28 protein-coding genes are annotated in these 25339 nt (G+C 46.1%); 22 read left to right on the top strand and 6 right to left on the bottom strand.

Annotation, left to right across the window (positions count from 1 at the left end; genetic code table 11):
• Positions 1-503, bottom strand: a 503-nt coding sequence (locus ACTF5U_RS06710) for an amidase (protein ID WP_438970870.1), incomplete at its 3' end; no start/stop codon positions are given.
• 20 nt (positions 504-523) lie between these two features.
• On the bottom strand, positions 524-811 hold the full coding sequence (gene gatC / locus ACTF5U_RS06705) for an Asp-tRNA(Asn)/Glu-tRNA(Gln) amidotransferase subunit GatC (protein ID WP_438970869.1): 288 nt from the start codon (positions 809-811) through the stop codon (positions 524-526).
• A gap of 120 nt (positions 812-931) precedes the next feature.
• Between gatC and ACTF5U_RS06700 the strand changes: the two genes are divergently transcribed.
• From ACTF5U_RS06700 to ACTF5U_RS06635, 14 genes are all read left to right on the top strand, one after another.
• Positions 932-1978, top strand: coding sequence for a rod shape-determining protein (locus ACTF5U_RS06700; protein ID WP_008291235.1), 1047 nt, complete (start codon positions 932-934; stop codon positions 1976-1978).
• 77 nt (positions 1979-2055) lie between these two features.
• Complete coding sequence (gene mreC, locus ACTF5U_RS06695; protein ID WP_438970886.1) at positions 2056-2970, top strand: rod shape-determining protein MreC; 915 nt, start codon at positions 2056-2058, stop codon at positions 2968-2970.
• On the top strand, positions 2954-3433 hold the full coding sequence (gene mreD, locus ACTF5U_RS06690) for a rod shape-determining protein MreD (RefSeq protein ID WP_438970868.1): 480 nt from the start codon (positions 2954-2956) through the stop codon (positions 3431-3433). Before mreC ends, mreD begins: the two co-directional genes overlap by 17 nt.
• Positions 3434-3440: 7 nt before the next feature.
• The gene (gene mrdA, locus ACTF5U_RS06685) at positions 3441-5309 is read left to right on the top strand and encodes a penicillin-binding protein 2 (RefSeq protein ID WP_438970867.1); all 1869 of its coding nucleotides are present in this window, start codon (positions 3441-3443) and stop codon (positions 5307-5309) included.
• Complete coding sequence (rodA, locus tag ACTF5U_RS06680) at positions 5290-6420, top strand: rod shape-determining protein RodA (RefSeq protein ID WP_438970866.1); 1131 nt, start codon at positions 5290-5292, stop codon at positions 6418-6420. Before mrdA ends, rodA begins: the two co-directional genes overlap by 20 nt.
• A complete protein-coding gene (gene mltB / locus ACTF5U_RS06675) occupies positions 6417-7397 on the top strand; it encodes a lytic murein transglycosylase B (RefSeq protein WP_438970865.1) in 981 nt (326 codons plus the stop codon). The genes rodA and mltB overlap by 4 nt, the downstream gene beginning before the upstream one ends.
• A complete protein-coding gene (locus tag ACTF5U_RS06670) occupies positions 7394-8215 on the top strand; it encodes a septal ring lytic transglycosylase RlpA family protein (RefSeq protein WP_438970864.1) in 822 nt (273 codons plus the stop codon). Before mltB ends, ACTF5U_RS06670 begins: the two co-directional genes overlap by 4 nt.
• 25 nt (positions 8216-8240) lie before the next feature.
• A complete protein-coding gene (locus ACTF5U_RS06665) occupies positions 8241-9389 on the top strand; it encodes a D-alanyl-D-alanine carboxypeptidase family protein (RefSeq protein ID WP_438970863.1) in 1149 nt (382 codons plus the stop codon).
• Positions 9390-9392: 3 nt separating this feature from the next.
• Positions 9393-10241 (top strand): D-amino-acid transaminase, encoded by an 849-nt coding sequence (dat, locus tag ACTF5U_RS06660; protein WP_438970862.1) that lies wholly within the window; start codon positions 9393-9395, stop codon positions 10239-10241.
• On the top strand, positions 10238-10513 hold the full coding sequence (locus ACTF5U_RS06655; protein WP_438970861.1) for an HP0495 family protein: 276 nt from the start codon (positions 10238-10240) through the stop codon (positions 10511-10513). Before dat ends, ACTF5U_RS06655 begins: the two co-directional genes overlap by 4 nt.
• A gap of 4 nt (positions 10514-10517) precedes the next feature.
• A complete protein-coding gene (gene lipB / locus ACTF5U_RS06650) occupies positions 10518-11129 on the top strand; it encodes a lipoyl(octanoyl) transferase LipB (protein ID WP_438970860.1) in 612 nt (203 codons plus the stop codon).
• Entirely contained in the window at positions 11129-12085 is a 957-nt protein-coding gene (gene lipA, locus ACTF5U_RS06645; RefSeq protein ID WP_438970859.1) for a lipoyl synthase, read from the top strand. The genes lipB and lipA overlap by 1 nt, the downstream gene beginning before the upstream one ends.
• A 15-nt stretch (positions 12086-12100) precedes the next feature.
• Positions 12101-13375: an FCSD flavin-binding domain-containing protein gene (locus tag ACTF5U_RS06640; protein WP_438970858.1), complete on the top strand. Its 1275-nt coding sequence runs from the start codon at positions 12101-12103 to the stop codon at positions 13373-13375.
• Between the two features lie 111 nt (positions 13376-13486).
• A complete protein-coding gene (locus tag ACTF5U_RS06635) occupies positions 13487-14644 on the top strand; it encodes a citrate synthase (protein ID WP_438970857.1) in 1158 nt (385 codons plus the stop codon).
• A 3-nt stretch (positions 14645-14647) separates the two neighbouring features.
• Here the strand turns inward: ACTF5U_RS06635 and epmB are convergent, their stop codons facing one another.
• Complete coding sequence (epmB, locus tag ACTF5U_RS06630; protein WP_438970856.1) at positions 14648-15655, bottom strand: EF-P beta-lysylation protein EpmB; 1008 nt, start codon at positions 15653-15655, stop codon at positions 14648-14650.
• A gap of 60 nt (positions 15656-15715) precedes the next feature.
• Between epmB and efp the strand changes: the two genes are divergently transcribed.
• The 4 genes from efp (at position 15716) to ACTF5U_RS06610 (ending at position 19387) form a co-directional block, all read left to right on the top strand.
• On the top strand, positions 15716-16285 hold the full coding sequence (gene efp, locus ACTF5U_RS06625; protein WP_438970855.1) for an elongation factor P: 570 nt from the start codon (positions 15716-15718) through the stop codon (positions 16283-16285).
• A gap of 43 nt (positions 16286-16328) precedes the next feature.
• Positions 16329-17309 (top strand): EF-P lysine aminoacylase EpmA, encoded by a 981-nt coding sequence (gene epmA, locus ACTF5U_RS06620; RefSeq protein WP_438970854.1) that lies wholly within the window; start codon positions 16329-16331, stop codon positions 17307-17309.
• A 75-nt stretch (positions 17310-17384) separates the two neighbouring features.
• Positions 17385-18362 carry a sensor domain-containing diguanylate cyclase gene (locus ACTF5U_RS06615; RefSeq protein ID WP_438970853.1) on the top strand — a complete coding sequence of 326 codons (978 nt, stop codon included), beginning with the start codon at positions 17385-17387 and terminating at the stop codon, positions 18360-18362.
• A 266-nt stretch (positions 18363-18628) separates the two neighbouring features.
• Positions 18629-19387, top strand: a complete 759-nt coding sequence (locus tag ACTF5U_RS06610; protein ID WP_438970852.1) for a hypothetical protein — start codon at positions 18629-18631, stop codon at positions 19385-19387.
• Between the two features lie 35 nt (positions 19388-19422).
• On the opposite strand, the gene ACTF5U_RS06605 is transcribed toward ACTF5U_RS06610, so the two are convergent.
• Positions 19423-20730, bottom strand: a complete 1308-nt coding sequence (locus ACTF5U_RS06605; protein ID WP_438970851.1) for a TRAP transporter large permease — start codon at positions 20728-20730, stop codon at positions 19423-19425.
• Positions 20730-21254, bottom strand: a complete 525-nt coding sequence (locus tag ACTF5U_RS06600) for a TRAP transporter small permease subunit (RefSeq protein ID WP_438970850.1) — start codon at positions 21252-21254, stop codon at positions 20730-20732. Before ACTF5U_RS06600 ends, ACTF5U_RS06605 begins: the two co-directional genes overlap by 1 nt.
• Before the next feature lie 130 nt (positions 21255-21384).
• On the opposite strand from ACTF5U_RS06600, the gene ACTF5U_RS06595 reads away from it, so the two are divergent.
• The 3 genes from ACTF5U_RS06595 (at position 21385) to thpR (ending at position 23184) form a co-directional block, all read left to right on the top strand.
• Positions 21385-21768 (top strand): DUF4389 domain-containing protein, encoded by a 384-nt coding sequence (locus ACTF5U_RS06595; RefSeq protein WP_438970849.1) that lies wholly within the window; start codon positions 21385-21387, stop codon positions 21766-21768.
• A gap of 21 nt (positions 21769-21789) precedes the next feature.
• Positions 21790-22560, top strand: a complete 771-nt coding sequence (gene yaaA, locus ACTF5U_RS06590) for a peroxide stress protein YaaA (RefSeq protein WP_438970848.1) — start codon at positions 21790-21792, stop codon at positions 22558-22560.
• 111 nt (positions 22561-22671) lie between these two features.
• On the top strand, positions 22672-23184 hold the full coding sequence (gene thpR / locus ACTF5U_RS06585) for an RNA 2',3'-cyclic phosphodiesterase (RefSeq protein ID WP_438970847.1): 513 nt from the start codon (positions 22672-22674) through the stop codon (positions 23182-23184).
• Position 23185: 1 nt separating this feature from the next.
• Here thpR and ACTF5U_RS06580 read toward each other — a convergent pair whose 3' ends face one another.
• Positions 23186-23836 (bottom strand): TetR/AcrR family transcriptional regulator, encoded by a 651-nt coding sequence (locus ACTF5U_RS06580; RefSeq protein ID WP_438970846.1) that lies wholly within the window; start codon positions 23834-23836, stop codon positions 23186-23188.
• Positions 23837-24220: 384 nt separating this feature from the next.
• On the opposite strand from ACTF5U_RS06580, the gene ACTF5U_RS06575 reads away from it, so the two are divergent.
• The gene (locus ACTF5U_RS06575; protein WP_438970845.1) at positions 24221-25321 is read left to right on the top strand and encodes an efflux RND transporter periplasmic adaptor subunit; all 1101 of its coding nucleotides are present in this window, start codon (positions 24221-24223) and stop codon (positions 25319-25321) included.
• Positions 25322-25339 lie beyond the last annotated feature (18 nt).

Raw genomic sequence — 25339 nt, 5'->3', positions numbered from 1 at the left:
GTTGCGATGGGAGCCAGTCGTGCCGCCATCGCAGCAGCTGAACCACCGGAAGACCCGCCGGGAACACGATCCGTATCCCACGGGTTTTTAACGGGACCATAAAAACTGGTCTCGTTTGAAGAGCCCATAGCGAACTCGTCCATATTGGTTTTGCCCAAGGTCACCATGCCACTGGCATCGATTTTTTCAACGACAGTTGCATCATACGGTGCGATGAATTTATCCAGCATTTTTGATGCACAACTGGTGCGGACGCCTTTGGTGCAGAAAATGTCTTTGTGCGCCAGCGGAATACCGGTCAATGTGCCAGCGGTCTTGTCGGCGAACATTTTGTCTGCGGCTTTTGCCTGCTCAAGTGCGCGGTCCCCGGTGACAGTAATAAATGCATTCAACGTGTCATTGTGGGCATTGATACGATCCAGATAATGCTGTGTCAGTTCAACACTGCTGATTTTACCGGTATGCAGGGCTGTCGAGAGTTCTGATAGTGATTTGTTATGCATGTGTTTGCCTGTTTTTCGGGTTATTCGATGACTTTAGGGACCAGATAGACACCGGCTTCGGTTTTTGGCGCAATGGCTTGAAAGGCTTCACGCTGATCAATCTCAGTGATTGTGTCTGGACGCAGCCGCTGATGCGCATCCAACGGATGAGCCATAGGCAAAATATTGCTGGTATCGACTGCACTCATTTGCTCTACCAGATTAAGAATATTGTTCAGATCCCGTGCATAGTGAGGGATGTCATCTTCCTGTATAGACAGGCGCGCCAAATGCGCAATTTTTTCTACATCGTTTTTATCTAAACTCATCGACAGTTCCAAATGTTAATTGCTTCAACAAAGCGTGAAGTTTAAATCATTACTTGCTTGCCCAACAGCATAGAGCATTGCTAAAGTACTCATTTTGCCCTTTCAGGTGTGGTTTCTTCAATGTTTGAACGTTTACGTGGAATCTTTTCCAACGATCTGTCGATCGATTTGGGAACAGCAAATACGCTGATTTATGTGCGTGGTAAAGGTATCGTCCTCGACGAGCCGTCAGTTGTCGCTATTCGTCAGGATAAAGGCCCGGGCGGTCCTCGCTCAATTGCCGCTGTAGGTGTAGAAGCCAAGCGCATGCTGGGGCGAACGCCAGGTAATATCACCGCTATCAGACCATTAAAAGATGGTGTGATCGCCGATTTCACCGTAACAGAAAAAATGCTGCAACACTTTATCCGCAAAGTACACGAAGGACGTTTTTTAAAACCAAGTCCCCGTGTTTTGGTTTGTGTTCCATGCGGATCCACTCAGGTTGAACGTCGCGCAATTCGTGAATCAGCGGCGGGTGCGGGTGCCAGAGATGTGTTTTTGATTGAGGAACCTATGGCTGCAGCAATCGGTGCAGGTATGCCAGTTGATGAAGCCAGTGGCTCGATGGTACTGGATATTGGTGGTGGTACCACTGAAGTCGCCGTCATCTCCTTGAACGGTATTGTTTATTCCGCCTCCGTTCGTATCGGTGGTGATTTGTTTGATGAAGCCATTGTCAACTATGTTCGTCGTAACTACGGCACATTGATCGGTGAATCCACCGCTGAAAAAATTAAAAAAGAAATTGGTTCTGCCTATCCTGGGAACGAAGTCAAGGAAATGGAAGTGCGTGGTCGTAACCTTGCAGAAGGGGTACCTCGTAGCTTTACTCTGAACAGCAATGAAATTCTGGAAGCCCTACAGGATCCGCTATCAGGCATTGTTGCAGCTGTTAAAACGGCATTGGAACAAACGCCACCGGAACTGGGTGCTGATGTCGCTGAACGTGGTATTGTTCTAACAGGTGGTGGTGCCTTATTGCGGGATCTGGATCGTCTGTTGATTGAAGAAACCGGGCTGCCGGCTATTATTGCTGAAGATCCATTGACCTGTGTTGCTCGAGGTGGTGGTCGCGCGCTGGAAATGATTGATGAAAAAGGCACAGACGTTTTCACTTTCGAATAAGCGTAACAGGATAATCATGACAAGACCTTTGCGAGTGCCGGGCATTTGCGAAGGTCTTTTAGTTTTGGACTTTAGACATTAAACCGTTATTTTCTAACAATCCGTCGTTAAATACTCGCATGATGCTGGTCATTCTGGCATCGTTGGTGCTGTTTTTTCTGGATTCCAGACTGGATTATTTTAAACCGGTACGTTCTGCTCTCGCTACAGTGGTCTATCCGATTCAGGTGACGGCATCCATGCCAACCAGCTTGATTGATTGGATAGAAGAATTCTTTCAGGATCGTGATCAATTACGTGAGGAAATGACGGCATTGCAGGCCAGTAACATGCTGCAAAATATCCGTCTGCAGAAGATGCAGGCATTGGAACGTGAGAACATGCGGTTGCGTGAATTGTTGGGATCTTCGTTCCGCTTGCAAGAAAGGGTACAAGTTGCAGAGTTATTGACTGTTGACCTTGATCCATTTTCACAACAAGTTGTCATTGATAAAGGCAAAAATTACGGTGTTTATGTCGGTCAGGCTGTGCTTGATGCAAAAGGCGTCATGGGGCAGGTGACAGAGACATCATCTTTATCCAGTCGCGTCGTATTACTGACGGATCCCAGTCACAGTATTCCTGTTCAGCTCAATCGTAATGGCCTTCGCGCTGTGGTAACCGGCCGCGGTCTGGGTGAAAAATTGCAGATGGATTTTCTGCCTCATAATGCGGACGTGAGAGTGGGGGATCTGTTGGTGACATCAGGGCTCGGCGGTCGTTTCCCGGTAGGATATCCAGTCGGTGAAGTCATTACCGTTAACTTCCCCCAGGGGAAAGCGTTTGCTGATATAAAGGTCGAGCCTGCTGCCAGTTTATCCACTAGTCGTGAAGTGATGCTGGTGTTGCCCGGAGAAAAAATACAAGCTCAGCCAGCATCTACCCTGCAACAAGATGATTCTGAAGCCGTCATAGACACACCAGAGGAGCAGGCTGATGGCGACGACAGCTGAGTCACGCAATGGTTTTGTGATTGTTGTGACATTGATTATCGCCATGCTGTTCATGCTGGTTCCAATGCCTGATGTGGTGCGTTACTTTCGACCGGAATGGGTGGTGCTCACACTCATATATTGGGCAATGGCACTGCCTCACCGTGTCAGTATTGGAATAGGCTGGTTCGTCGGTTTATTGATGGATGTGATGATGGGGGGCGCACTCGGTATTATGGCATTCAGTTATGCCTTTGCAGTCTATCTAATTGCCCGTTTTCACCTACAGCTTCGCCAGTATCCACTGTGGCAGCAGGCGCTGACAATATTCTCCGTTATGGTAATGGTTCACCTAATTTCTGTGGTGACGTCCAAGGTTGAATCTAACTGGCTTGTGTGGATGCCTGTTTTGACCAGTACGCTGTTATGGCCAGTGATGTTTGCTGTGCTCCGCAAAATTCGACGCACTTTCCAGGTCAGCTAGTCGGTTTATGGCATCCCGTTTTACTCTGAAAGATCATTTTCGCGAAAGCCGTTTAGTCAATGGCAGATTAATCTTTGCGGCAATTCTGTCGGTGCTTGTGTTTGCTGTGGTTATCGTCAGATTAGTAGTTTTACAGGTTCTGGAATACGAACATTTTGATTCGCTATCGAACCGTAATCGGGTTGATATAGAGCCTTTGCCTCCACAGCGTGGTCTGATATACGACCGCAATGGGGTCATGCTGGCGGAAAACATTCCGACGTTCAGTCTGGAAATGGTTCCTGAGAAAGTACCTGACATTGAAAAAACGCTGGAGGAATTAACAGAACTTCTCGCCTTGAATGAAGAAGATGTCAGTGAATTTCGTGACCGACTGAAGCAACATCGACGGTTTCATCAGGTGGTCATCAGGCAACGGCTGACCGAACAGGAGGTCGCCCGTTTTTCAGCCAATCGTTATCGATTTCCTGGTGTTGATATCGAAGGACGTCTGATACGCCATTATCCGCAAGGCCCTTTGTTTGCCCATACAGTGGGGTATGTTGGTCGCATCAATGAGCGGGAGATGCAGACTATTGACCAGCAAGATTACAAAGGCTCATTGCAGATAGGAAAAACCGGGGTTGAAAAAGAGTATGAAGAGTCACTGCACGGCGATGTGGGTTATCGACAGGTTGAGACCAATGTGCAGGGCCGGATTGTTCGCGAATTGATGTCCGTCGCTTCTCATTCAGGTGATGACCTCTTTCTTAACCTGGATATTAACTTACAGCGGGTTGCTTCTCAGGCATTAAATGATTATAACGGTTCGATTGTGGCGCTGGATCCCCGGAATGGTGGTGTCTTGGCTATGGTTAGTAAGCCAGACTTTGATCCGAATGCATTTGTTTCAGGAATCAGCAGTAAAGCGTATTCGGCCCTACGTGACTCACCTGACCGACCATTGTTTGATCGCTCGCTTCGTGGGAATTACCCGCCAGGATCAACACTGAAACCCTTTGTAGCATTGGCTGGCTTGGAGTTGGGCGTAGTCACAGAGAATTCAAAAACGTTTTGTCCTGGCTGGTATTCCTTGCCCGGTCATGATCATCGATATCGGTGTTGGAAGCACTACGGCCACGGGCATGTTGATTTAAATGAAGCCGTTTCCCAGTCTTGTGATGTGTATTTCTATGACTTGGCACACGCCCTCGGTATTGATCGTATGCACCAGTTTCTTGATCTATTTGGCTTTGGTCATCGCACAGGTGTGGATATTCCGAGTGAAAGTAAAGGCTTATCTCCTTCCAAGGAGTGGAAACGCCGCAGTCGTAATCAGGTCTGGTTTCCAGGAGAAACACTGATATCGGGAATAGGTCAGGGGTTTAACCAAACCACACCGATACAACTCGCTCACGCGACAGCGACCCTCGCCATGCGTGGGGCTACCACGCAACCGAAAGTAGTTCGTGCCAGCCGAGGTGCGGGTGAAGCCGAGATGCAGCTTCGTAATAAGGACACTCTGAATAGCTTACCCATGGAAAACAGTCAGCATTGGGAGGCAGTGATAGACTCCATGGTTGAAGTCGTACATGGCGCGAGAGGGACAGCAAGACATGTCGGTAAAGACATGCCTTTTCAGATTGCTGGTAAGACCGGTACTGCTCAGGTTTTTGGTATAGCACAGGATGAGAAGTACGACGCAGAAACGTTGGAAAGAAAGCTACATGACCATGCGCTGTTTATCGCATTTGCCCCTGCTGACAAACCTGAGTTTGTTGTTGCCGTCGTGGTGGAAAACGGTGGTAGTGGAAGTAAAACAGCGGCTCCCATCGCGCGTGAAATGATAAAACAACATTTTGGAATTGAAGAGAGCGATGAGCAGCCTGATCAGTGACAACAGACAAGCGAATCAGTGGCAGTTGAGCACTTGGCTTCAACGTATGCACATTGATGCGCCGTTATTGATGGGATTGCTACTGCTGTTGGGAATAGGTCTGATGATGCTCTACAGTGCAGGCGGTCAGGATATGGGTCTCATTGTCAGACAGCTTATCCGGATGGGCATGGCCCTGTTTGTCATGTTGCTTGTGGCTCAGGTTAATCCTGATCGCATGCGTGATGGTGCTTATTGGCTTTATGGTCTGGGATTGATCTTATTGCTTGCTGTGCTGTTGTTCGGGCACGAAGGCAAGGGCGCTCAACGTTGGTTAGATCTCGGTTTTTTTCGCTTTCAACCTTCCGAAATCATAAAACTTGCCGTTCCCATTCTAGTCGCTGCTTTTTTAGCTGCAAGACCGTTACCTCCCTCAGCATGGCGATTACTCACAGGACTGTTTCTTATTGGTTTGCCTGCGTTTTTAATTGCGAAGCAACCTGATTTAGGAACCGCTATTCTGATTGCGAGTTCAGGGCTCATTGTTCTGTTTTTATCCGGTATTCGCTGGCGTATAATTCTGACCTTTCTGGGAACTTGCACTGCTGCAGCTCCGGTGCTCTGGTATTTTATGCATGATTATCAACGCCGACGTGTGATGACGTTTCTGAACCCTGAAACGGACCCTCTCGGGGCTGGTTATCACATTATTCAATCAAAAATTGCGATTGGTTCAGGTGGTACTTTTGGTCAAGGTTGGTTACAGGGAACGCAGTCGCACCTTGAGTTTTTACCGGAGCGATCCACCGATTTTATTTTCGCTGTCATTGCAGAAGAGTTTGGTCTGGTCGGCGTCGTGTTATTACTCTGCTTATTTCTTTTGATAGCCGGTAGAGGCTTGTTCATTGCCGGTCAGGCACAAAGTAGTTTTTCTCGCTTATTAGCTGGCAGTATTTCGATAACATTTCTTGTCTATGTGTTCGTTAATGTTGGAATGGTAACTGGATTGTTACCTGTGGTTGGGGTGCCGTTACCCCTGATTAGTTATGGGGGAACGTCAATGGTGACCCTGCTAGCAGGCTTCGGTATTCTTATGTCTATTCATACTCACCGAAGGATGATGTCGTCGTGAAGCAAGTGTTACTCAGTATAAGTGTATTCTTTTTGTGTGTTTTACCGGTTCATGCTGACAAAGATTTACCGGATCTACCTGTATTTATTGATAAAATGGTCACTGAACATGGGTTTGAACGGGATGAGCTGGAGACCGTGTTTGCCGATGTTGAGGTGAAAGATAGCATCCTAAAGGCCATCTCACGGCCAGCTGAGAGAAGTAAACCCTGGTATGAATACCGCAAGATTTTCATTACCGATGCACGAATCAATGGCGGTGTTGCCTACTGGCAACAGCATAAAGAAGCCCTGGCGCATGCTGAGGCAAAGTACGGCGTACCAGCTGAAATCATTGTTGCTATTCTGGGTGTAGAAACCCGTTATGGTGGGAATGTTGGCGGCTTTCGTGTGATTGATGCGCTATCCACACTGGCTTTCCGTTACCCGCCACGCAGTCCTTTTTTCCGTAGCGAGCTGGAACATTTTCTGATTTTGACACGTGAAGAAAAAATGTCACAGTTGGACCCCGTGGGTTCCTATGCCGGAGCTATGGGGCTAGGACAGTTTATGCCTAGTAGCTACCGGGCCTACGCGGTTGATTTCGATGCGGATGGACATCGTGATATCTGGAATAATCACACAGATGCAATTGGCAGCATTGCTAATTACCTGAAAGTACATGGTTGGGTGCCGGGCAAGTCTATTGTTCACCGGACATCGGCAAGCAAATCATTACCAGAAGCAATGTTGGATAATACCTTGAAACCGAGTTACAGCCGCGAAGAACTGGCCGTTGCCGGATTAAGCTTGAATCAGTTGCCCGCCGGGAATGATGTTATGTCGTTGGTAACACTGACTCAGCCTGAGGGTGAAGAATACTGGCTTGGTAGACAGAACTTTTATGCGATCACTCGGTATAATCACAGTCGGATGTATGCAATGGCTGTAACTCAGCTGGCGCAGGAGATACGGCAACAATTTAGCGAGCTGCAATGATGAAAACCTCTTTTTTAAGCAGAGCAAGCCTGTTTATGGTCTACCTGCTTTTAACCTCTTGTGGCGGCGGTGTCGTCACAGAAAAAGACAGAGCACCTGCGACCGTACCTGATGTCAGTCAAATTCCTGATGCAGTCCCAAAAGTGGAGCCTCGCAGTAAATATGGTAATCCCCCTCAATATGAAGTGTTCGGCAGAAATTATTACACCCTTACCAGTGCAGAAGGATACCGTGAAAAAGGGATAGCCTCATGGTATGGGACCAAGTTTCATGGACGTCGTACTTCCAGTGGTGAGATTTACGATATGTATGCGATGACCGCTGCGCATAAAACATTACCTTTACCGAGTTATGTCGAGGTCACTAATCTCGAAAACGGGCGCAGGGTTATCGTTAAGGTTAATGACCGGGGTCCCTTTCACGATAACCGGTTAATTGATTTATCATATAGCGCGGCAACTAAATTAGGGATCGTGGCGAAAGGAACAGGTTTGGTGGAAGTGCGGGTTATCACCCCGGGGAAACTTCAAAAAACAGATACTGCACCAGTAGTTAAACCCGAACCGCTAAAGTCCAACAGCTCAGCTTTGATGTTCCTGCAGGTAGGCGCATATAGCACCCGGAGTCGGGCTGAGCAGGTAAAACACCGACTGCAGCAGGACATCAAAGATAGCGTTACCATTGAGCCTTTCGATGCCATTCAAGGTACCCTGTATCGGGTTAGAATTGGACCATTAGCCAATGTTGCCTATGGTGATAGCTTATCCACTGAGTTAGCGGGTCTTGGATTTCGCGAAAACCACATCGTTATCGAATAAACATTTTTTTACCTGAGAGTTCACCATGTTGAAAAACACGAAAGTTGTTTTATTTCTATTGTTTTTTCTGACAATGACTTCGGCAAATGCCGGCGCCATTGCACCTAAGCCATCGGCACCAAGTATCGCAGCCAAAGCCTATGTGCTGGTTGACTATGAGAGTGGCCGGGTACTCGCAGCAGAAAATGCTGATGAAACCCTGCCGCCGGCAAGCATTACCAAGTTAATGACATCCTACGTGGTTTCTCACGAATTACATGCCGGTAATATTCAGCTTGATGATGAAGTACTCATCAGTGAAAAAGCCTGGCGAATGGTGGGCTCTCGTAGCTTTATTGAGGTCAATACCAAAGTCTCTGTTGAAGCATTGCTACGGGGCATGATTGTTCAATCGGGAAATGATGCGGCTGTAGCTCTGGCAGAACATATTGCAGGAAGCGAAGAAACCTTTGCCCAGATGATGAACCAATATGCGCAGCAATTGGGCATGACAGGAACCAATTATCGCAATGCGACTGGCTTGCCTGATCCGGATCATTACACCACAGCACGTGATATCGCGACTTTATCAGCAGCCTTGATTCGTGACTTTCCGGGGCATTACGAATGGTATTCAGAAAAAGAATATACCTACAATGACATCACCCAACACAATCGGAATAAGTTGTTGTGGCGTGATAATAGTGTTGATGGACTGAAAACCGGTCACACAGAAGCAGCAGGATATTGCCTGGCAGCGTCTGCCAAGCGAAGTGATATGCGTCTGATTTCGGTCGTTCTGGGAACCCGCAGTGAAAATGCACGCGCTCAGGAAACTCAGAAGTTATTCAATTATGGTTTTCGTTTCTTCGAAACGCACCAGCTGTATCAAGCGAATGTGGGTGTTACAGAAAGTAAGGTCTGGAAGGGGGCTCAGGACACGGTTGAACTTGGTTTACCGACTAATCTGTCTGTTACCGTGCCCAGAGGCCAGTATGAAAATCTAACAGCCAGCACTAATATACAGCAGCCTGTTATCGCTCCCATCAAGGTGGGCGAAAAGTTGGGTGAAGTTGAAATCAGATTGGGTGAAGAGGTCATTACAACACAACCGTTGGTTGCGGTTAATGCCGTTGAACAGGGCAGCTGGTGGCGTCGTCTCATTGATGAAATTATGCTGTGGATTTGGGGTTAAAAAGTGAATACAGTTTTCCTCAACGGCGAATTTATGCATGCCGACCAGGCACAGGTTTCTGTATTCGATCGTGGGTTTTTGATGGGGGATGGCGTCTATGAAGTCATTCCTGTTTATTCGGGGTTACCCTTTCGATTGCCTCAACATATGCAACGGCTACAGAACAGTCTTGATGGTGTGCGCATGCAAAACCCCTACACTAATGAAGAGTGGTCAGGGATTATTGCAAAGTTGGTTGATCAGAATGGACCAGGCGATCAGGCCATTTATCTTCAAGTGACACGTGGAGTAGCACCACGAGACCATATCTTTCCAGAAGGTGTTGAGCCGACCGCCTTTGTTATGACGAATCCGATTAAACCCATGCCAGAGTCATACAAAGCAGAAGGTATCAAAGCAATTACCGTAAAAGATATTCGCTGGGCGCAATGCGACATTAAAGCGATTACTTTGTTACCGAATAGTTTATTGCGTCAACAAGCACAGGATGAGGGTGCACAGGAAGCGCTTCTTATTAGAGATGGCTACATGACCGAAGGCTCAGCCAGTAATAGTTATGTGGTAAAAAATGGTGTGCTTTACACTTCACCTAAAGATAAGAAAGTGCTGCCTGGAATTACCCGTGATTTCATCTTGGAACTGGCGGATAAAGCCGGTATAAGCTATCGGGAAGAGGCTGTATCTGAAACTGAATTACAACAAGCTGATGAAATCTGGATCAGTAGCTCTACCCGTGAAGTTCTGCCTGTTACCACATTGAATAATCAAACTGTCGGGCAGGGTAAACCCGGACCGGTCTGGAAGCTGATTGATGATTTGTATCAGCGATATAAAAGAGATGGCTCAGTATGAGTGAGCAAGAGCAACAAGAAACACTTCTCGAATTTCCTTGTGATTACAGCATTAAGGCAATGGGCGAGACATCGGAGCAGTTAGATCTTATTGTGGTCGAAATTGTTCGTCGTCATGTGGATGATCTTGCAGAAGGTGCTGTGTCTTCGCGACTAAGTTCCGGTGGTAAATACACCTCAATTACGGTCACTATCCGAGCGACCAGCAAAGCCCAGCTTGATGCTATTTATCAGGACTTGAGCAGTCATGAACTGATTAAGTACGTGCTCTGATGTCATGATTATTAAAGATCTGGGACTGGTTGAATATGAGCCAGTTGTCAATGAAATGCGTGAGTTCACTCTCGGGCGTGACAAAGATACCGAAGATCAGCTCTGGTTACTTGAGCATAAGCCTGTTTTTTCTCAAGGCGCAAACGGTGATCCATCGCATTTATTAAATTCTCAGTCTATTCCCATCGTGCATACGGACAGGGGCGGTCAGGTCACTTACCATGGGCCTGGTCAACTTGTCGCTTACACACTGATTGATTTACGCCGCATAAAGTCGGGTGTCAGACAAATGGTCAGCCGGCTAGAGCAGACCATCATCAACATGCTCGCAGAGTTCGATATTGATGCTTATGCACGACAGGATGCGCCGGGTGTGTATGTTGATCAGCGTAAGATAGCTTCACTGGGATTACGTGTTAAACGAGGCGCCTGTTATCATGGAGTCAGTTTTAATGTTGATATGGATCTGACACCATTCAGCTATATCAATCCCTGCGGTCAGGCGGGTATGGAAGTGATTGATTTAACATCACTGGGTATTTCACTGGATATGACCGAGGCCAAACAACGATTTGTGTCTGCTTTTAAGCAGCAGATGCATATAGGTAATAAATAATGACAGAATCAGTACAGGGAAAACGTGATGTTCGCGCATTGAAAGGCGAATCAAAAGTTGCCCGTATTCCAATCAAAATTGAACCCAGCGAACCGAAACGCAAACCCGAGTGGATTCGCGCCAAGTCGCATGGTGATCCTAATGTGCAACATATTAAAGATATGTTGCGTGAACATCAGTTACACACGGTATGTGAAGAAGCAGCCTGTCCCAACCTGGGAGAATGCTTTGCCCATGGCACGGCAACCTTTCTCATCATGGGGAATATCTGCACCCGTCGTTGCCCATTTTGTGATGTTGCCCATGGCAGACCGGACCCATTGGATGACAATGAGCCGGCACATCTCGCAAAAACTATTGCAGCGATGCAACTCAAGCATGTGGTTGTCACATCGGTAGACCGTGATGACCTACGTGACGGCGGTGCAGGCCACTTCATTCGCTGTATAGATGAGATTCGTCAGCAGTCACCGGCAACCAATATTGAGATTCTTGTGCCTGACTTTCGTGGCCGTATGGATGTTGCTCTGGAAATACTGACACAAAGCCCACCGGATATTTTCAATCATAACCTGGAAAGTATTCCACGCTTGTATAAAGCGGTACGTCCGGGATCTGATTACCAGTGGTCGTTAGATTTGATCAAACGTTTTCAAGCTATGCACCCTGATGTACCGACCAAGTCTGGTTTAATGCTGGGACTGGGTGAATCCATGGATGAAGTCAAACAGGTCATGCAGGACTTGCGAGATCATGGGTGCCGAATGCTGACTTTAGGCCAATACCTGCAACCCAGCCGTCATCATCTGGCAGTAGAACGTTTTGTGACACCGGAAGAGTTTGATGAACTGGGGCGTATTGGTAAGGATATGGGGTTTGACCACGTTGCCAGCGGTCCTATGGTACGCTCGTCATACCACGCTGATTTACAGGCGCAGGGGCAACCGGTGTCCTGATTAAAGGGAGAAAACATGGCAATCAATCGTCGCAATGTGATTAAAACAGCCGCTGCAGCAGGCCCATTTGCCATGTTTCCCAAACTGGGCTTTTCTGTTTCAACGCCTGATCGCCATAAACCCCGTGTGGTGGTGATTGGGGGGGGCTTTGCCGGCGCTACCGCCGCGAAATATCTGCGTATGTGGGCGCCTGATATTGACGTTGTTATGGTTGAGAAAAATGCCCAATTCGTCTCATGTCCGCAAAGTAATCTGGTGCTGAGTGGAAATCGGACCCTGCAGCAACTCACCAGTGATTATCGTTCTTTAGCATCCAGACATGATGTGAAGACTGTGCAGGCGACGGTCACAGCAATCGATACGGAGAAACAGTCTGTCCGGCTCAATGATGGTTCTGATATTCAGTACGATCGCCTTATTGTAGCGCCTGGAGTGGATTTCATTTACGACCATTTACCGATGCTGACGGCTGATATCGTTAACAATAAAATTCCCCATGCATGGAAAGCAGGCCCGCAAACTCAGCTTTTATACGATCAGCTCAAAGCAATGCGACAAGGCGGACGAGTTGTGATGACTGTTCCTAACGCGCCATTCCGATGTCCGCCAGGTCCATATGAACGTGCCTGTCAGATTGCACTGTTTCTGAAACAACATAATCCCAAGGGAAAACTTATTATTCTGGATGCGAATGGTGATATTGTGTCTAAAAAGGCATTGTTCACCGGTGCCTGGCAAAAATATTATTCAGGTCTTATTGATTATCATCCCAGCAATGCTATTGAGTCCGTTGATGTTGATAGCCTCACGGTTGAGAGTTTTTTTGATACCATCGAGGCTGACGTGCTCAACATCATTCCACCGCAAAAGGCAGGTAAAGTAGCTGAACTTGCTGGTGTCATTAATGTTGATAAGCGTTGGTGCGCGGTTGATTTTCAGACCTATGAGTCCACCCAGGTCAAAGGTGTGCATGTGATTGGTGATGCGGTGGCTTCGAAGCTTCCCAAATCAGGACATATTGCCAATTCACAAGCCAAAGTATGTGCTGCTGCCGTGATTGCCTTGCTTAAAGAACAGGCATTTGAGGCTGAACCCAAGTTTAGTAATACCTGCTATAGCTTTGTTGATGGCGACAAAGCAGGTCATGTTGCAGCTGTGTTTGGCTACGATAGCAAACAAGGTGATATGGCTGTGATGCCTGGTGGCGGTGTCTCGCCATCAGCTACAGAACAGGAAGGGCGTTTTGCTGATGCCTGGGCCAAGAATATCTGGTCCGACATTCTTCGCTAGCGCTAAACCAATCATGTTAATCCGAGATACGGGATGCCGCTGTGACGGCAATGCAGTATAATGCCTGCTTTTCCGATAATCTCCACCATCAAGATAATTATGAGGTTGTAGATGAGTGATTTTTTACCCGGACTGGAAGGCGTTCCCGCCACAAAGTCAGCCATTTCAAATATTGATGGTGAGAAAGGCATACTGAGTTATCGTGGTTATTCGCTTGAAACACTAGCGGAAAACAGCAGTTTTGAAGAAACTACGTTACTGCTTCTGAATGGCGAACTACCAAACCATAAAGAACTCGACGACTTTAAACATCAACTGCGTCAGAATTACCGTACCAAGTACCACATTCGCCAAATGATGCGTCATTTTCCCCATACCGGACATCCGATGGATATGCTGCAGACAGCTGTATCCAGTTTAGGCATGTTCTATCCGGGAACAGAATGTCTGACCGATGCACAAGCCTGTGAAGATCTGGATTATGTGCGCAATATGACGGTTAATATTATTGCGCAAATGGCGCCCTTGGTAGCGATGTGGGAACACATTCGCAATGGTTGGGATCCGGTTCAACCTCGTTCAGATCTTTCTGTTGCTGAAAATCTACTGTACATGTTTACTGGTCAGGATCCTGACCCATTGATGGCTAAAATCATGGATGTTTGCTTGATTTTGCACGCCGAACATACTCTGAATGCGTCAACCTTTGCGGCATTAGTTGCAGGCTCCACTCTGGCAACGCCTTACAGTGTTATCTCAGCGGCGATCGGAACTTTATCCGGTCCATTACATGGTGGTGCTAATCAACGCGTGGTTGGCATGCTGCAAGAAATTGGTTCGCCCGATAAGGTTGAAGCTTGGGTGGATGACAAGCTTAAGAATAAAGAAGTCATCTGGGGCATGGGTCACAGGGAATACAAAGTTAAAGATCCGCGTGCAACGATTTTGCATAAGCTGGTGGAAGAACTGGTTGCACAACGTGGTGGCCATCTTGATCAGATGTTTGATACCGCACTCAAACTAGAAGAAGTTTGCGCCGATCGTTTGGGGCACAAAGGTGTTTTTCCTAACGTAGATTTTTATTCCGGTATTCTTTATTCCGAAATGGGTATTCCGGAAGATGAATTTACCGCACTATTCGCTGTGGCGCGCAGTGCTGGTTGGTTAGCTCATTGGCGTGAGCAGATTGCGAACAATCGTATTTATCGTCCTACTCAGATTTATGTGGGTAGTGAAATGCGTCAATACACCCCCATTAACAAACGTTAAAATTTAACGAATAACTGTTTTACTGGCTTCACCTTGTTGCTCGCGCACTAGTCGCGGCACAAGGTAGCCGGGCAACAGCTTTCTTATAGCGTCAATTAATTCGATAGCACGCTTCTCGGCGACATCAAAATGTTGTGCACCCGCTACTTTATCCAAAAGATGCAGGTAATAAGGCATCACATCCACCTCATTCAAACGTTCACTCAGTGCAGTCAAAGCCTCAACGGAATCATTAACCCCTCTGAGTAATACGGTTTGATTCAATAACTGACAATCTGCCTGCTTTAGTTGTGCCAGCGCATATTCGGCATGTTGATCAATTTCATTCGCATGATTTGAATGTATCACCATAACGGTCTTTAACCGTGTTGCTTTTATCCAGTGAAGGAGTGATTCGTTAATTCGTTCGGGAAGGACCACGGGCAGACGTGTGTGTATTCTGAGACGCTTAATATGTGGAATGGCTGCCAGATCGCTTACCAGATTAGCCAGCTTGTCATCATGCAATGACAAGGGATCACCGCCGCTTAAAATGACTTCAGTAACAGATGTGTCGGATTGCAGTTGTGTCAGGCTTTGCTGCCACTGACTGGAGAGTGGATTACTATCTGAATAAGGGAAGTGGCGTCGAAAGCAGTAACGACAATGGATTGCACAAGCACCAGTGGTCAAAAGCAAAGCCCGGCCCTGATATTTTTGTAAAATGCCCGGTGATGTTACCGCCAATTGATCCCCGACCGGATCCATCAGGTAACCCTCACTGTTGAAACCTTCATCTATCAATGGAAACACTTGTCGCAATAGCGGATCGCTGGCGTCACCATAGCGCATTTTTTGAACATAACTTTGCGGCACACGTAGCGGAAACTGGCGAATTTTTTCTTTATCAATTGCCTGTAAATGACCCGATAAACCAAGTTTCTCCAGAAGTTCATCGGCATTATTAATAGCGTTAGACAGGGCGTGCTGCCAGCTTTGTTTTAACGTAGAGGGCTGCGAATGGGGTATCATAGTCGTTTTTTTATTGAAGCCGAAAAGGCAGACGACGATCGTCCCCTAAAAGAGGTTAAGATGGCAAGCTATAGTACGAATGAATTTAAATCCGGTCTCAAGTTTATGCTTGATGGTGATCCATGCAGCATCATTGAGAACGAATTTGTTAAGCCTGGCAAAGGGCAAGCTTTCAACCGTGTTAAATTCCGTAATCTGAAAACAGGCCGCGTTAATGAGCGTACCTTTAAATCAGGTGATAGCGTTGAAGGCGCGGATGTCATCGAAATCGATTTGGAATACTCCTACAACGATGGTGAGTTTTGGCATTTTATGGATCCCAATACCTTTGAGCAATATGCTGCTGATGCTAACGCAATTGCTGAGAGTAAAGACTGGCTTAAAGAGCAGTATTCCTATCTTGTAACACTCTGGAACGGCTCACCGTTATTGGTAACACCGCCAAACTTTGTCAATCTGACCGTTACTGAAACCGATCCTGGTGTGCGAGGTGATACTTCAGGTGGCGGTGGTAAACCCGCTACCCTGGAAACCGGTGCCGTAGTTCGGGTTCCATTGTTTATCGAAATCGGTGAAGTATTGAAAGTCGATACGCGTTCGGCTTCTTACGTTGAACGAGCGAAAGACTAGCTCAACCTGATCTTTCGTCACCCTTGGCGGTTGTTAAGGCATTATGAGTAATACAGACTGGCAACCCTCAGCGACTATTGACACATTAAAACGGCGGGCACAGCTTATGGCTGATGTCCGTCGTTTTTTTTATGCGCGACAGGTGATGGAAGTGGAAACCCCGGTTCTGTCTCGGGCGGCACCAACGGCGACTTATCTGGACAGTTTCGCCACCGAGTTTTGTCCGTCTGGAGGACACAGCCACCGCTATTATCTTCAGACCTCTCCTGAGTTTGCAATGAAACGGCTGTTGGCTGCAGGCTCTGGTGATATCTATCAAATGGCACGCGTTTTTCGAAATGGTGAAATGGGTCGGCATCACTCACCTGAATTCACGATGCTCGAATGGTATCGGCCCGCCCTAGATTATTTCGGCTTAATGGATGAAGTCGATCAATTATTGCAACAAGTGGCAAGCCTGCCAGCCGCAATAAAATTACCTTATCAGCAGCTTTTCCTCGATTTTTTGCAATGTGATCCACATGAGGTGCAAACCAATAAGCTTAAAGCCCTGGCATTCACTCATATTTCGAGCTTACCAGCGGACTGGAAAGCCGATCGCGATGGCTGGCTGGAAATGCTGATGAGTGAGGTTATTGAACCACAGCTTGCCTCTTACGGTGCGCCTGTCATTGTGTATGATTTTCCTGCATCGCAAGCCCAACTGGCTAAGGTATATCAGAATATAAACGGACTTAGGGTAGCTGCACGTTTTGAAGTCTATGCAGGGGGATTGGAATTAGCCAATGGTTACGATGAGTGTCTTGATGCCAAAGAACTTGAACAACGTTTTAAAAATGACAACAACACGCGATTGTCTCAGGCAAAAAAGCCGATGCCTATAGATGCACGGTTACTTGCTGCTATAAAAGCCGGGATGCCAGCATGTACCGGTGTGGCATTGGGGCTTGACAGGCTTTTAATGCTTATTCATCAGCAAACTCATCTGACCGATGTATTGAGCTTTGGTTTTGAGCAAAGCTAGGGCATAATCGACTCGACGTTCAGGGAAAACAAAAAATAACCATGGAATTGGTCATTTGATTGAGTGGAGTTACTTATGACTGATTCACAGGATTCAATAGCACTGGTGGATGATAATGTCTACAAAACCCTATTGGAGTCGACCAAAGCTATTCCCTGGAAAATCGATTGGGAAACGATGCAGTTTTCCTATATTGGACCTCAGATAGAACAATTACTCGGCTGGTCGCCTGAAAGCTGGTTGAGTGTGAATGATTGGGTTGAACGCATGCACCCGGATGATCAGCAATGGGTAGTCGATTTTTGCGTGAGCCAGTCTAAATCGGGTATCGACCATGAAGCTGATTATCGTGCAAAAACAATAAACGGTGATTATGTCTGGATAAGAGACGTGGTTCATGTCGTCCGTGATGCTGATGGAGAAGTTGAATCGCTAGTCGGCTTTATGCTTGATATTAGCGAGCGTAAAGAGACGGAACAAAAACTGCTGGATTTGCAGAAAGAACTGGAAAACTTGTCATTTAAGGATGGCCTTACGGGGATAAATAATCGGCGCATGTTTGATACGGCGATTGAACAGGAGTGGAAACACGCACAACGGAGTAAGCAGCCACTATCTATCTTATTGATTGATATTGATTTTTTCAAGCAGTTCAATGATTTGAATGGGCATGTTCAAGGCGATGAATGTCTTAAAAAGGTCTCGCTCACGCTGTCAGAAGCGGCGACTCGGTCGCGTGATTTTATTGCCCGTTACGGAGGTGAAGAATTTGTCATGATATTGCCTGAAACGGATCTCTTGTCGGCACAAAAAATAGCAGAGCGTTGCCAGCAACTTATACTGAGACTACAAATTCCTCATCTTGATTCAGAAGCGTCGCAATTACTGACGATCAGTATCGGTTTGGGCAGTGTCGTCCCTGAGCAGAATGATGAATATATGACATTTCTCGACTGCGTTGATCAGGCGCTTTATGTGGCTAAGCAGCGTGGACGAAACTGTATCGTGCATGTTGACGATATTGACTTGTCGAACCAGACAGTCCGGGGCTAAATTCTGGCAATGCGATGATTATCCATCATATTCTGTCCTAATCTGAATCACAAGCTACCCAATCAAAATAAAACAAAACTATTTCTCTGAGTCTAGAAAATGAATTTTTACGAGATTTCATGATTATGTGAGGTTGTTCACGGATTCAGAAATTACTTTGAAGAATAGTAACTTATAGCCAGAAAGTTGAAGCGGAAACGAGCGATCTTACTAATGGCTGCTAGTTTGATTGGGACTAAAAATACTATTTGAACAAGGATGACGCTATGCATAAAAAGACTGTGTTGCTACTTATATTCACCGTTTTTTTAAGTGCATGTGATGAAACCCAAACTTTTATTCTTGAACCGGTTGCACGACAGCAATTATATACATTAAAACTTGATGGGGGCCAAAGTCGGTTGTGCGGTGTTGATACGCATCCCATCGACCCGATCCCTGTTCTCGGCTTAGGTGCAACAAGTATTCAGGTAGGCTACAAAAGTTACAATAATGGCGGGCGCGCATTCTGTGAAATAGAACGTGGCTATGAATACCATGGTGAAATTTTTTTTGATCCCTCACCTTTGTACGATGCTGGAATTAGCGAAATCAATACGCTGACATTAACAGCAAACCTGCGGCGTTCAACAGACAATACCTGTCTTCGTGCTGACGATATGACGGCACCGGTTTATGCGGTAGAAATGCTCGCGGTGACCGATGCTTTTAGCAACGATGAAAGTGAAGATGTTTACCCTCAAGAAGCGACTGGTGGCGAACTCGATGGCGAGATCTTAGACTATCGTGAGTGGATCACCCGCGGTAGCGTCGATGACATTGATGAAACAGTAGGTGTTAATCGACTGACCGTTGATATAGGAACAAGTGGGATTGACTGGCTCGAAAGTGATATATCAAGAGAACTTCGTGACTGGAAAGCATTTTCTGTTGTGGCAACCCCCAACCCGGATTGGAGAGGAAAGAAAACATGTTTAGCGCGTCTAACCGATGTTCAGTTAATCGTGGTTGCTCCGGATGTGTAAATTTAACCGGCGATCATTGACGTTGTATACACATCTCAGTTCTGCATCAATTCAGGCAACCATAAACTGATTTGTGGAAATGTAATTAATAATCCCAGTACCACAACCTGAATGACTACAAAAGGCACAATCCCTTTATAAATTGACTGTAATTTCAATGTGGGTGGGGCACTGGCTTTCAGGTAAAACAATGAAAAGCCAAACGGTGGAGTCAGAAATGAGGTTTGCAGATTGAGGGCAATAAGCAGCGCAAACCAAAGTGGATCCAACCCCATATGGATAGCGACGGGAGCAATAACCGGCACGACGATAAAACAGATTTCAATAAAATCCAGGAAGAAACCCAGCAAAAATATCAGCAACATGCTGAGTATCAGAAACGTCCACTTTCCACCTGGAAGCGAGCTGAATATATCCAAAATCAGTTTGTCACCACCCATACCCACAAAGACCAAGCCAAACGCCGTCGCACCAATAAAGATGATAAACACCATGCTGGTAAGACGCGTCGTTTTTTGCATGGCTTCCTGCAGGTTAGATAGATTCAGCCTTTTATTAATCAGGGCAAGCAATAACGCACCAAGAGCGCCGACTGCAGCTGATTCTGTAGGGGAAGCCACACCAAAAAAGATAGAGCCCAATACGGCAATAATGAGAAATAGAGGCGGGAGCAGGCTTTTAACCACACTGATTGCCAGACCGGAATTAAATTCTTCATCGTTATTCATTGCCGGCGCCAGCTCCGGTTTTCGCCAGGCGATCCAAATGATGTAGAAAATATAGCCACTGATGAGCATTGCTCCGGGTACGGTTGCGGCAATAAATAATTCACCAACCGGTACACCAATTACATCACCCAACAAGATGAGGATAATGCTGGGAGGGATGATCTGGCCCAAAGTGCCTGAGGCAGCAATGGTGCCGCTGGCCAGTGATGGCGCATAACCGCGTTTAAGCATGGACGGTAAGGCTATCACCGCCATCGTGACGACCGAAGCGCCCACCACACCGGTAGTGGCAGCCAATAAGGCACCCACAACAACGACTGAAATTGCGAGTCCCCCTCGCATGGTGCCAAATAACCGCCCCATGGTGTCGAGCAACTCTTCTGCAATGCCTGACTTTTCGAGTATCACGCCCATGAACACAAACAACGGTACAGCGAGAAGCGTGAAATTAGTCATGATGCCCCAGATACGAAGAGGCAGCAGATTAAAGAAATCAAACCCGAGGAAGATACTTCCAAAGGTGAGCGCAATCGCACCCAACGTGAACGCAACGGGGTAGCCTGCTAATAAAAGCAGAAATAAAACGGCGAACATGGTCAGAGCCCAGTATTCCATTATCGGCTCTCCGTGTTACGTAATACTTGGACGTTTTTCAGTATTTCTGCCAGGCCCTGCAACATCAACAAGGCAAAGCCAACCAAAATGCTGCTTTTTAAAACAAAACGATAAGGTAAGCCGCCGGGATCGGGAGAGCCCTCATTATATAAAAAGGCGTTTTCTACAAAGGGCCAACTGGTTATGAGGATTAGCAGACAAAATGGAAATAGAAACAAAACAGTACCAATGATTGAAATATAGGCTCGTGCATTATCAGTGAGGTATCGGCTCTGATAGATAATATCGACACGAACATGCTCATCATGCTTGAATGTATAAGCACCACCCAGTAAAAATATTACGGCAAAGAGATGCCACTCCAGCTCTTGTAATGCGACAGAGCCTTGCTGAAATAAATAACGCATGGCCACGTCGTAGCAGATAAGAATCACCAATGCCAAAATCAGCCAAGATATGGCTCGTCCTGATTTTTCTATAAAATTCTCTATGCCATTGATAAAGCATTGAATGGATAAATTCATCGTTGTTTCGGTTTTTCAATCACAATCGATAGAGTTTCCCATAATTGGGCTTCAAGCTCTAGTAAAAGCCGCTATTATCGAGTAAAACGAAGTGGTAAAGTAAGTTAATTATGTGACAAGGAGTAATAAGGTGGAAAATCAAGCGGTAAAACAGAATCTTTCCAGCAAAAGCCAATGGTTGAGAATCCTCTACATGGTGCTATTTGCTGTTGTCTTGTACCTGGTTATGATGCTGGTTGCTGTCGTTACCGTTGTTCAAGCTTTATTTTCACTAATAAGCGGTAAACCGAACAAAGATATTGGTGACTTTGCCAATGATTTATCAACCTATGTTTATCGTATCGTTGCATTTTTGACATACAGTGATGATCGACGTCCGTTTCCTTTCAATAATTGGGAAGATGAGACAGTGTCGTCAGATGATAAAGATGACGATGAGTATGCCAGTGCTGCAGAAGAAATGGGTGATGCTGGTCAACCCGGTGGCGATAAGCGTAATACTACCGACCAATAAAACTACGAACAGGATTGACACATGTTGATGGTGATTTCACCAGCAAAAACGCTGGATTTTGACACCGATCCGGTCACTAAAGAATTCAGCCAGCCGCGATATCTTGATGCCTCAGCGCAATTGATTGATGAACTCAAACAGATGAGTACAGCAGAGATCGCTAGTCTGATGAAACTCAGTGACAAGCTGGCAGGGCTCAATGCAGCCCGTTATGGAGACTGGCAAACACCGTTTAATCTGGACAATGCCAAACAAGCAGTACTCGCCTTTAAAGGTGATGTCTATACAGGCCTGGATGCAGAAACGATGGGGAACGCCGAATTCGGCTATGCCCAACAACATCTACGTATTTTGTCCGGGCTTTATGGTGTATTGAAACCTTTGGATTTGATACAGCCCTATCGTCTGGAAATGGGAACAAAACTAGGCAATAAAGCGGGTAAGGACTTGTACCAGTTCTGGGGCAGTCGACTGCGGGAATCGCTGGAGCAGGAGCCGGCATTTGACGATGGCATTCTGATTAATCTCGCATCAAATGAGTATTTTAAAGCGGTTGAAGCCAAAAAACTGAAAGCGCGTATCATCACGCCGGTATTTAAAGACTGGAAAAATGGTCAATACAAGATGATCAGTTTCTACGCAAAAAAAGCCCGTGGTTTAATGAGCCGCTATATCATCGACCATCAACTTAATGACGCTGAAGCGATTAAACGTTTTGATAGCGGTGGTTATCGGTACAATGCAGAAATGTCGAAAGGGGATGATTGGGTATTTATTCGGGACAATGAATAACTGAGGTAGCTTCCTTTGGCCGTCAAGGATGTGACTGGGGGAAAGCATTGCCAGTACTTTGATGTTAATCATATTTTCGTATTTTTCAGTTCAGCTCTATGGCAGTCTGTTATGAAACGTTTGTTTTTTGCCTTGTGGCCGGATGACGAAGCCCGCGAACAACTCGATCGCATCAATCAGATCATTCCAGCGAACGGGCTAAGAAAACTGATACCGGAAAACCTGCATACTACGTTGGTCTTTTTAGGTAATGTTGATGATGAGATCGCTGTAGCAATACAACAGCGAGCAGCTGAGATTGTTGCACCACCGATTGTTTTACGGTTTGATGAACTCAATTTTTGGCCAAAACCGAAAGTACTTTGTCTGACATGTCGTAAGCAACCTGAAACGGTTTATCATATCGTTAATGCATTAACGCGAATTATTGCAGACTATCCGGTCAGGCTGGAAAAACGACCCTATCGCGCCCATATCACGCTGGCACGAAAAGCAAAAAAACGACCTGATATTACGTTTGATCCTCTGGTTATTAACTCAGAAAGTTTTGTGCTTGTAGAGTCGATATCTACCGAACAGGGTGTCAGATATAAAGTATTGGAACGTTGGCCTTTGAAAGGCTAACTCACGCTTTATTGTGCAAAATGGCTGGCGTTTGTTGCCAGCTAGGTGAGCTGGTAAACCAGAATTCGGGTTTAACGCCCAGTAAGCGATATAAGCCCTCGGGCATATCTTTTTTGATAACACTGACGTCAGGTTGAACGTATGCGTAGCTCATCACACCATGAATGTAGTGATACATGAGTCTGGCCTGCTGTTCCATATCACTGACTCGGTCAAGGTAGCCGCCTTCATTTAGCGCTTTGATTAGAGCAAGATTATAAGTAATGGCCGTTTGAGACAGGTTTTTCAGGGCTTCAATGACTTTTTCATCATCGGTTCCAATCTGTGCGCCCGCATTGAAAAATGGGCAGCCGCGAACGTTGTCATCATTTAGCTTAGAATTAAAAAGAAACTGGATCAGGTTCTCGAGTTGTTCAATCGGTGTATTGACTGGCGAGAAGATACTGTCGAGATCCTTTTTAATAACCTGCCAGTAATAGCTGGTAGCCTCACAAAACAGGCTCGCTTTGGAATCGAAGTGATGGTAGAAAGCACCTTTTGTCACTCCCGCTTTTTTACAGATCTCATTGACTCCGACACTGCTATAGTTACTTTGCCAGATAAGCTCCAATGCTGTTTCCAATAATCGTTCTCGTGTTTCGCTAACCGACATGAGTTCTCAATCAATAAAGTATGGGTTGATTATAAACCATATGGTTTGTATGGCAAATAAATGGGTGTCTTTTAGCCATATATTTAAGGCCTGTAATGAATGCGCTCAGATAGAGGTTGTAAAGAATAAATTATAATAGAAATAATGGCCTATATCGATTTGAAAGAAGGTAAAGCCTAGTCAGTCTTGACGTGCATACCGACCGGTATGTATTCTATCGTTCTTAATATCCTGACTCAGGATAAATTTCACATGGACCCGTCGTAGTACGGTTGCGACATATGGAGATCTTTCATGTCTGACTCATCAGCAAATTCTAAAAGCCGAAGCTGGCTTAAAGTCATCACAGTCCTGCTATTGTGTTCAACGGCAGGTGCTGTGTACATGACAAATGCTGATAATCAGCAGAAAAAATCGCAATCAGCTCCGGCTACACCACCACCTCCAGTAGCAGAGGTTATTACTGTAAAGCCGGAGTTTGTTCGAATCTGGACCAATTTTTCTGGTCGTCTCCGTGCAGTCGATATGGCTGAAATAAAACCGTTAGTAGGTGGAGAATTACAGCAGGTATTGTTTGATGACGGGCAGTTGGTAGAGAAAAATGATTTGTTATTTGTCATCGATCCGAGACCTTATAAGGCAGCGTTAGTGAGGGCAGAAGCACAACTGACGTCGGCAAAGTCGCGCGCTAAACTGGCTGAAGATGAGCTGGAAAGAAGTGAGAGATTGGTGAAGAACAAGCTGGTTTCTGAAAGTGTGTTTGATGCAGCTAAAAATGAATATCAGGTTGCGGCTGCTTCGATTAATGAAGCGGAAAGCGCTGTTGCTCAAGCGAGACTGGATCTGAATTACTGTTATATACGGGCACCGTTTTCTGGACGTGTCAGTCGAGCTGAAGTGACCGTCGGTAATGTTATCGAGACGAGAACGGGTGCACCAGTTCTCACGACGCTGGTAGCCAATAACCGCCTCTATGCTGAATTTGATGTGGACGAACAGACCTATATTGAGTTCATTCGTACGAGTCAAAGAGAGCAGAAAATGCCGGTAGAGATGACCCTGGCTGCCGATGACAGCGTGGTTTATCACGGCGAGATTGATTCGTTTGATAATCAGCTGAATGTGTCTAGTGGCACTATCCGCGCCCGAGCTATTTTTGACAATACTGATGGCGCTTTGACCCCAGGTATGTATGCTAATGTGCGTCTGGGTGCAGCGACTGAGCAGGAAACGCTCTTAATCCCGTCGCGAGCTATCAACACAAACCAGGATAAGAAATTCGTTTATGTCGTCAATGATGACAATAAGGCGACTTATCGTGAGGTCAGTCTTGGTGGTCATCATAATGATCAGCGACTGATTAAGGATGGCTTAGAGGCAGGTGATACTGTCATCGTTAATGGTCTTTCTCACATTCGCCCGGACTCCGTAGTGACACCGAAACCGTTTGATAGCGCTGAATCAGCTGCACAGACTGAACAATAAGTCAGCTTGAATCTCTGA

The organism is Methylophaga sp. (assembly GCF_965655755.1).
GTDB lineage: Bacteria > Pseudomonadota > Gammaproteobacteria > Nitrosococcales > Methylophagaceae > Methylophaga.
Note: the sequence above shows the minus strand (reverse complement) of the source record. Positions and strands in the feature narration are given on the sequence as shown.

Bases quoted from the DNA above. Each gene is read 5' to 3' on its own strand.
- gatC (WP_438970869.1), bottom strand. From the start codon at position 811: ATGAGTTTAGATAAAAACGATGTAGAAAAAATTGCGCATTTGGCGCGC.
- ACTF5U_RS06700 (WP_008291235.1), top strand. From the start codon at position 932: ATGTTTGAACGTTTACGTGGAATCTTTTCCAACGATCTGTCGATCGAT.
- mreD (WP_438970868.1), top strand. From the start codon at position 2,954: ATGGCGACGACAGCTGAGTCACGCAATGGTTTTGTGATTGTTGTGACA.
- mrdA (WP_438970867.1), top strand. From the start codon at position 3,441: ATGGCATCCCGTTTTACTCTGAAAGATCATTTTCGCGAAAGCCGTTTA.
- rodA (WP_438970866.1), top strand. From the start codon at position 5,290: ATGAGCAGCCTGATCAGTGACAACAGACAAGCGAATCAGTGGCAGTTG.
- ACTF5U_RS06670 (WP_438970864.1), top strand. From the start codon at position 7,394: ATGATGAAAACCTCTTTTTTAAGCAGAGCAAGCCTGTTTATGGTCTAC.
- ACTF5U_RS06665 (WP_438970863.1), top strand. From the start codon at position 8,241: ATGTTGAAAAACACGAAAGTTGTTTTATTTCTATTGTTTTTTCTGACA.
- ACTF5U_RS06655 (WP_438970861.1), top strand. From the start codon at position 10,238: ATGAGTGAGCAAGAGCAACAAGAAACACTTCTCGAATTTCCTTGTGAT.
- lipB (WP_438970860.1), top strand. From the start codon at position 10,518: ATGATTATTAAAGATCTGGGACTGGTTGAATATGAGCCAGTTGTCAAT.
- lipA (WP_438970859.1), top strand. From the start codon at position 11,129: ATGACAGAATCAGTACAGGGAAAACGTGATGTTCGCGCATTGAAAGGC.
- ACTF5U_RS06640 (WP_438970858.1), top strand. From the start codon at position 12,101: ATGGCAATCAATCGTCGCAATGTGATTAAAACAGCCGCTGCAGCAGGC.
- ACTF5U_RS06635 (WP_438970857.1), top strand. From the start codon at position 13,487: ATGAGTGATTTTTTACCCGGACTGGAAGGCGTTCCCGCCACAAAGTCA.
- epmB (WP_438970856.1), bottom strand. From the start codon at position 15,655: ATGATACCCCATTCGCAGCCCTCTACGTTAAAACAAAGCTGGCAGCAC.
- efp (WP_438970855.1), top strand. From the start codon at position 15,716: ATGGCAAGCTATAGTACGAATGAATTTAAATCCGGTCTCAAGTTTATG.
- epmA (WP_438970854.1), top strand. From the start codon at position 16,329: ATGAGTAATACAGACTGGCAACCCTCAGCGACTATTGACACATTAAAA.
- ACTF5U_RS06615 (WP_438970853.1), top strand. From the start codon at position 17,385: ATGACTGATTCACAGGATTCAATAGCACTGGTGGATGATAATGTCTAC.
- ACTF5U_RS06610 (WP_438970852.1), top strand. From the start codon at position 18,629: ATGCATAAAAAGACTGTGTTGCTACTTATATTCACCGTTTTTTTAAGT.
- ACTF5U_RS06605 (WP_438970851.1), bottom strand. From the start codon at position 20,730: ATGGAATACTGGGCTCTGACCATGTTCGCCGTTTTATTTCTGCTTTTA.
- ACTF5U_RS06600 (WP_438970850.1), bottom strand. From the start codon at position 21,254: ATGAATTTATCCATTCAATGCTTTATCAATGGCATAGAGAATTTTATA.
- yaaA (WP_438970848.1), top strand. From the start codon at position 21,790: ATGTTGATGGTGATTTCACCAGCAAAAACGCTGGATTTTGACACCGAT.
- thpR (WP_438970847.1), top strand. From the start codon at position 22,672: ATGAAACGTTTGTTTTTTGCCTTGTGGCCGGATGACGAAGCCCGCGAA.
- ACTF5U_RS06580 (WP_438970846.1), bottom strand. From the start codon at position 23,836: ATGTCGGTTAGCGAAACACGAGAACGATTATTGGAAACAGCATTGGAG.
- ACTF5U_RS06575 (WP_438970845.1), top strand. From the start codon at position 24,221: ATGACAAATGCTGATAATCAGCAGAAAAAATCGCAATCAGCTCCGGCT.